General features: G+C 68.8%; 2 protein-coding genes. Both read left to right on the top strand.

Annotated features, from left to right (window positions below; all coding sequences use genetic code 11):
* On the top strand, positions 1 to 641 hold a 641-nt coding region (locus G3N99_RS38945), incomplete at its 5' end, for an ABC transporter ATP-binding protein (protein ID WP_206125055.1).
* Between the two features lie 119 nt (positions 642 to 760).
* Positions 761 to 1,726 carry a LysR substrate-binding domain-containing protein gene (locus G3N99_RS38940; RefSeq protein WP_174939067.1) on the top strand — a complete coding sequence of 322 codons (966 nt, stop codon included), beginning with the start codon at positions 761 to 763 and terminating at the stop codon, positions 1,724 to 1,726.
* Positions 1,727 to 1,981 lie beyond the last annotated feature (255 nt).

Genomic DNA, 1,981 nt, shown 5'->3' with positions numbered 1-1,981 from the left:
GGCCGAGCGGCTGCGGCAAGAGCACGCTGCTGCGGATGGTCGCGGGGCTCGTGCCGTGCGATGCGGGGTCGATCCGCGTCGGCGGCACGCCGGTGGCCGGCCCGCATCCGGACATCGGCGTCGTGTTCCAGACCAGCAACATGCTGCCGTGGCTGACCGTCGGCGCGAACATCCGGCTCGGCGCGAAACTGCGCAACCTGCCGCGTGCACACGTTGACGCGCGGCTGCCCGCGCTGCTCGACACGCTCGGCCTCGCGCAGTTCGTCGACCGCTATCCGCACGAGCTGTCGGGCGGGATGCGGCAGCGCGCGGCGATCGGCCAGATCCTGCTGCTGGAGCCGCGCGTGATGCTGATGGACGAGCCGTTCGGCGCGCTCGACGCGCTCACGCGCGACCGGCTCAACGTCGAGCTGCTGCGCATCTGGCAGCAGAGCACGCTGACGGTGCTGCTCGTCACGCACAGCATTCACGAGGCCGTGTTCCTGTCGGATCGCGTGCTCGTGATGTCGGCGCGCCCGGGGCGCGTGCTGCACGACGTCAGGATCGACCTGCCGCGGCCGCGCCAGCCCGACGAGATCAAGCGTGATCCGCGTTATGGCGATTATGTGGCGGAGCTGTCCGCCATGATGGGCGTGTACTGATACAAGGGGGAGCGGCGGGGGAAGGCGCGGGCGATGCCGCCCGTGCCGTGCATCTCCCGATGCGCGCCGGGCGCAAAGTTGCTAAGGTCCGGCAATCCCCTTTCGACGACGAAGCAGACATGGACGCGAATCCGCTCAGCGAGATCTCTCTGATCCGCCGGCTCAAGCTGAACCAGTTGATGATTTTCGAGCGCGTGCTGGAAACGCGCTCGGTGGTGCGCGCGGCCAACGAGATGCGGCTCACGCAGCCGGCCGTGACGAAGGTGATCCACGAGCTCGAATCGTGCTTCGACGGCGCGCTGTTCTCGCGCTCGAACCGCGGCGTGGTGCCGACCGAGCTCGGCCTGCTGCTCGGGCGGCGCGTGAAGTCACTGATGGCCGAGCTGCGCTACATGACCGACGAGCTGAACGATTTCCGGCTCGGCACGAGCGGGCACGTGATCGTCGGTACGCTGATTTCGGCATCCGCACGATTGCTGCCGCGCGCAATCGCGATGCTGAAGGAGCGCACGCCGCACGTGCTCGTCACCGTGCGCGAAGGCACGACCGCGCACCTGTTCCCGGCGCTCGCCACCGGCGATCTCGACATCGTCGTCGGCCGGCTGCCCGAGCGCGAGCTGCCGATCGCGAGCGCGTTCCCGCTCACGCACGAGGCGCTGTTCGACGAATCGATGTGCGCGGTGGTCGGCAACGGCTACGGCCCCGTGCCCGACCCGGCGCCGTCGCTGCGCGAGCTGGTCGACGCGCCGTGGATCCTGCCGACGCCCGATTCGCCGTCGCGGCTCGCGGCCGAGCACCTGTTCCGCGCGGCCGGGTTGCCGTTGCCCACCGACATCGTCGAATCGCTGTCGCTGCTCACCAACATCGGGCTGCTGCTCGACACGCCGCGCATCGCGCTGATGCCGCGCGTCGCCGCGCGCCAGTTCGCGCAGGCCGGGCTGCTGCGCATGCTCGACCTGCCCGAAACGGGCGCGTTCGGCACGGTCGGGTTCTCGGTGCGCTCGAACAAGGAGCAGAGCGCCGCGTGCCGCGCGTTCATCGAATGCCTGAAGGAAGCGGTGCAGGAAAGCTCGCCGGGAACCTGAGCGCCGGCCGGAAACCCTTGCGGAGAAAGGCTCTCGCGGGTATTCCGGTTTAGCATAGCCAGCGCCGAATGTTTGATTGTCGCTTCTCGCGCGGCTTCCCTAGACTCCTGCTGACAGTCCATACGAGCAGGAGACGCTGTGAATCGAGACACGACTGACGCCGCGCGCACGCCGCGGCTGTTGCGACACTACATCGACGGCGCGTTCGTCGAAACCGCGCATACGTTCGCGGATACGAGCCCCGTCGACGGGGCA

The organism is Burkholderia sp. Ac-20392, assembly GCF_017104585.1.
Lineage (GTDB): Bacteria > Pseudomonadota > Gammaproteobacteria > Burkholderiales > Burkholderiaceae > Burkholderia > Burkholderia lata.
This window is presented reverse-complemented; position numbering and strand designations above follow the sequence as displayed.